The following is a 5,174-nucleotide window of genomic DNA, read 5'->3' as shown; positions in this document are numbered from 1 at the left end:
ATAGAGGAAAGTGGCGAACGGGTGAGTAACGCGTGAGCAACCTGCCTTACACAAAGGGATAGCCTCGGGAAACCGGGATTAATACCATATGAGACCCCATTATCGAATGATAGAGAGGTTAAAGATTTATCGGTGTAAGATGGGCTCGCGTCTGATTAGCTAGTTGGTGAGATAAAAGCTCACCAAGGCGACGATCAGTAACCGGCTTGAGAGAGTGAACGGTCACATTGGAACTGAGACACGGTCCAAACTCCTACGGGAGGCAGCAGTGGGGAATATTGCACAATGGGGGAAACCCTGATGCAGCGACGCCGCGTGAACGAAGAAGGCCTTCGGGTCGTAAAGTTCTGTCCTTGGTAAAGATAATGACGGTAACCAAGGAGGAAGCACCGGCTAAATACGTGCCAGCAGCCGCGGTAATACGTATGGTGCGAGCGTTGTCCGGAATTATTGGGCGTAAAGGGTACGTAGGCGGTTTAATAAGTCAGATGTCAAAGCGTGAGGCTCAACCTCATAAAGCATTTGAAACTATTAAACTTGAGTAGTGGAGAGGAAAGTGGAATTCCTAGTGTAGCGGTGAAATGCGTAGATATTAGGAGGAATACCAGTTGCGAAGGCGACTTTCTGGACACAAACTGACGCTGAGGTACGAAAGCGTGGGGAGCAAACAGGATTAGATACCCTGGTAGTCCACGCCGTAAACGATGAATGCTAGGTGTTGGGGGTCAAACCTCGGTGCCGAAGTTAACACATTAAGCATTCCGCCTGGGGAGTACGGTGGCAACACTGAAACTCAAAGGAATTGACGGGGACCCGCACAAGCAGCGGAGCATGTGGTTTAATTCGATGCAACGCGAAGAACCTTACCAGGGCTTGACATATATGCGCTAGCACTAGAGATAGTGGGTTCTCTTCGGAGACGTATATACAGGTGGTGCATGGTTGTCGTCAGCTCGTGTCGTGAGATGTTGGGTTAAGTCCCGCAACGAGCGCAACCCCTATATCTAGTTACCAGCATTAAGATGGGGACTCTAGATAGACTGCCGGTGACAAACCGGAGGAAGGTGGGGATGACGTCAAATCATCATGCCCTTTATGTCCTGGGCTACACACGTGCTACAATGGCAGGTACAGAGGGAAGCGAAGCCGTGAGGTGAAGCGAATCTCAGAAAGCCTGCCCCAGTTCGGATTGTAGGCTGCAACTCGCCTACATGAAGTCGGAGTTGCTAGTAATCGCGAATCAGAATGTCGCGGTGAATGCGTTCCCGGGTCTTGTACACACCGCCCGTCACACCACGGAAGTTAGTAATACCCGAAGCCGCTGAGCTAACCTTAGGGAAGCAGGCGTCGAAGGTAGGATTAATGACTGGGGTGAAGTCGTAACAAGGTAGCCGTATCGGAAGGTGCGGCTGGATCACCTCCTTTCTAAGGAGTACAAACAACTAGTATGTAAAAGTAGAAATACTGTTTATGTAATAGGCTGTTTAAAGAGCCTTATCAAATCGAAAGATTTGAAATAGGACTTCAGGTTTTTTACACTTTTGTTTAGGGATTTTTTTATTGAAAATTAAATTAAATGCGTGGGATGTAGCTCAGTAAGTAAGAGCACTGAGAACATCAAAAACCATAATATGGGGGTGTAGCTCAGTTGGGAGAGCGCCTGCCTTGCAAGCAGGAGGTCAGGAGTTCGACTCTCCTCATCTCCACCATTAGACTTAAATAAAATTAGGTCAAAAAGCACCTTGTAAATTGAATATAGTAACAAATATTTCTGGTCAAGCAACTAAGGGCATAAGGCGAATGCCTTGGCACTAGGAGCCGAAGAAGGACGCNCCACCATTAGACTTAAATAAAATTAGGACAAAAAGCACCTTGTAAATTGAATATAGTAACAAATATTTCTGGTCAAGCAACTAAGGGCATAAGGCGAATGCCTTGGCACTAGGAGCCGAAGAAGGACGCGACAAGCAGCGAAAGCGACGGAGAGGAGCAAATATCCATCGACCCGTCGGTCTCCGAATGGGGAAACCCACTTAGACAAACTCTAAGTATCCATAGCCCAAACAATTAAGTTATGGAAGGAAACCAGGTGAACTGAAACATCTAAGTAACCTGAGGAAAAGAAAGAAAACTCGATTCCCTAAGTAGCGGCGAGCGAACGGGGAAGAGCCTAAATTAAGAGAATACAGAGATTAAGGTTAGAAGAATTGCATGGGAAGGCAAGCCGTAGAGAGTGAAAGCCTCGTAATCGAAAACCAAGAGATCTGCTCTTTAAAAGAGTACCACGGAACACGAGAAATTTTGTGGGAAGACGGGAGGACCACCTCCCAAGGCTAAATACTACCTAGTGACCGATAGCGAATAGTACCGTGAGGGAAAGGTGAAAAGAACCCCGGGAGGGGAGTGAAATAGAACCTGAAACCTTATGCCTACAAGCAGGTAAAGCACCAATAAGGTGTGATACCGTACTTTTTGTAGAACGGGCCAGCGAGTTACGATATGCAGCGAGGTTAAGCGTTTAAGACGCGAAGCCGTAGGGAAACCGAGTCTGAATAGGGCCAAAGTTGTATGTCGTAGACCCGAAACCAGGTGATCTATCCATGTGCAGAGTGAAGTTGAAGTAAAATTCAATGGAGGCTCGAACCGGGTATGGTTTAAAACATATCGGATGACGTGTGGATAGGGGTGAAAAGCCAATCGAACCTGGAGATAGCTGGTTCTCCTCGAAATAGCTTTAGGGCTAGCCTTAACGTAGTAATTGAAGGGGGTAGAGCACTGATTAGTCTAGGGGCGTATGACGTTACCAAAACTTATCAAACTCCGAATACCTTTAAATTAGCGTTAGGAGTCAGACTATGTGGGATAAGCTTCATAGTCGAAAGGGAAACAGCCCAGACCACCAGTTAAGGTCCCAAAATTTAGATTAAGTGGAAAAGGATGTAACACTACTTAGACAACCAGGATGTTGGCTTAGAAGCAGCCATACATTTAAAGAGTGCGTAATAGCTCACTGGTCAAGTGGTGATGCGCCGAAGATTACCGGGGCTAAAATCTAATACCGAAGCTGTGGAATGTAGTAATACATTGGTAGAGGAGCGTTGTGTGAGGGGAGAAGCAGGACTGTAAGGAACTGTGGACATCACACAAGTGAGAATGCTGGCATGAGTAGCGATAAGGTGAGTGAGAATCTCACCCGTCGAAAACCTAAGGGTTCCTGAGGAAGGCTCGTCCACTCAGGGTAAGTCGGGACCTAAGCCCAGGCCGAAAGGCGTAAGCGATGGACAACAGGTAGATATTCCTGTACTGTCTTTAGCGTCTGAGAGAAGTGTTGACGCAGGAGGATATACTAAGCGCGTGAAAGGTAGAGCGCGTCCAAGTACGTAGGTGGTAGAAGTAGGCAAATCCGCTTTTACATAACACAGAGGTACGATGGGGAGTGAAAAACAAGTAATGAAGTAGTAGATTCCACACTGCCAAGAAAAGGCACTATCGAGCGAAAAGACACCCGTACCGTAAACCGACACAGGTAGGTGAGGAGAGAATCCTAAGACGCGCGGAAGAACCTTTGTTAAGGAACTCGGCAAAATGACCCCGTAACTTCGGGAGAAGGGGTACCATGAGATGTATATGTTAAACACAAAAAGCAAAGCATGGTCGCAGAGAATAGGCCCAAGCGACTGTTTACCAAAAACACAAGTATCTGCTAAATCGAAAGATGATGTATAGGTGCTGACACCTGCCCGGTGCTGGAAGGTTAAGGGGAAATGTTAGGGTTAAACCGAAGCATAGAACTTAAGCCCCAGTAAACGGCGGCCGTAACTATAACGGTCCTAAGGTAGCGAAATTCCTTGTCGGGTAAGTTCCGACCCGCACGAAAGGTGTAACGATTTGGGCACTGTCTCAACAAAGGATCCGGTGAAATTGTAGTACTCGTGAAGATGCGAGTTACCCACGGCAGGACGGAAAGACCCCGTGGAGCTTTACTGCAGGCTGACATTGGATTTTGGTATTAAATGTACAGAATAGGTGGGAGACTAAGAAGCTAGGGCGCCAGTCTTAGCGGAGTCACCTTTGGGATACCACCCTTTTAATGCTAAAGTTCTAACCTGGTACCTTGAATCAGGTACAGGGACACTGTCAGTTGGGCAGTTTGACTGGGGCGGTCGCCTCCTAAAGAGTAACGGAGGCGTTCAAAGGTTCCCTCAGAATGGTTGGAAATCATTCAAAGAGTGCAAAGGCAAAAGGGAGCTTAACTGCGACACCAACAAGTGGAGCAGATAGGAAACTAGGACTTAGTGATCCGGTGGTACCGAGTGGAAGGGCCATCGCTCAACGGATAAAAGCTACCCCGGGGATAACAGGCTTATCTCCCCCAAGAGTTCACATCGACGGGGAGGTTTGGCACCTCGATGTCGGCTCGTCTCATCCTGGGGCTGGAGAAGGTCCCAAGGGTTGGGCTGTTCGCCCATTAAAGAGGCACGCGAGCTGGGTTCAGAACGTCGTGAGACAGTTCGGTCCCTATCCGCCGTGGGCGTAAGAAATTTGAGAGGAGCTGTCCCTAGTACGAGAGGACCGGGATGGACAGACCGCTGGTGTATCAGTTGTTCCGCCAGGAGCATAGCTGAGTAGCTAAGTCTGGAAGGGATAAGTGCTGAAGGCATCTAAGCACGAAGCCTCCCTCAAGATGAGATTTCTTTTGCAGTGATGTAGAGAGATACCATGAAGAAAAGATGGTTGATAGGTCAGAGGTGTAAGAGCAGTAATGTTTTAAGCTAACTGATACTAATATATCGAAAGCTTGACCAGGAATATTTGTTACTATGTTGACCTAACAGAAATCTAAGATTTCGTAGTAGGTCATACGCAAGGATTTCCCAAGAACGTAAGTGATTGGAAGAAATCTACTGCGTGTTAATTAAACAAGGAAAAACAAGAACTATTCAAATGAACTGGAATAGGAGAAAGCAGACAATTACAGCCAATCGCTAAGAAATGCTCTTGGGTAATTGGTTGCATGAGACCTATAGCCAAATCAAGATTTGGATTAGGGCTTCATAGGGTGAAGATAGCGAAAGGGATACACCTGTACCCATCTCGAACACAGAAGTTAAGCCTTTCTACGCTGATGGTACTATGATGGCGACGTCATGGGAGAGTAGGTATTCGCCCAACAA

General features: G+C 47.1%; 1 tRNA gene and 3 rRNA genes. All 4 read left to right on the top strand.

Going from position 1 to position 5,174, the window contains the following annotated elements:
• A 16S ribosomal RNA gene (locus CS899_RS10685) occupies positions 1–1,425 on the top strand; the annotation flags it as partial.
• A gap of 208 nt (positions 1,426–1,633) precedes the next feature.
• Positions 1,634–1,709, top strand: a tRNA-Ala gene (locus CS899_RS10680).
• A 194-nt stretch (positions 1,710–1,903) separates the two neighbouring features.
• Positions 1,904–4,806 (top strand): 23S ribosomal RNA (locus tag CS899_RS10675).
• Positions 4,807–5,055: 249 nt separating this feature from the next.
• Positions 5,056–5,172: ribosomal RNA gene (gene rrf, locus CS899_RS10670) — 5S ribosomal RNA — on the top strand.
• The last annotated feature ends 2 nt before the right edge of the window (positions 5,173–5,174 follow it).

The sequence above is a fragment of the Miniphocaeibacter massiliensis genome (assembly GCF_900232905.1).
GTDB classification, from domain to species: Bacteria; Bacillota; Clostridia; order Tissierellales; family Peptoniphilaceae; genus Miniphocaeibacter; species Miniphocaeibacter massiliensis.
This window is presented reverse-complemented; position numbering and strand designations above follow the sequence as displayed.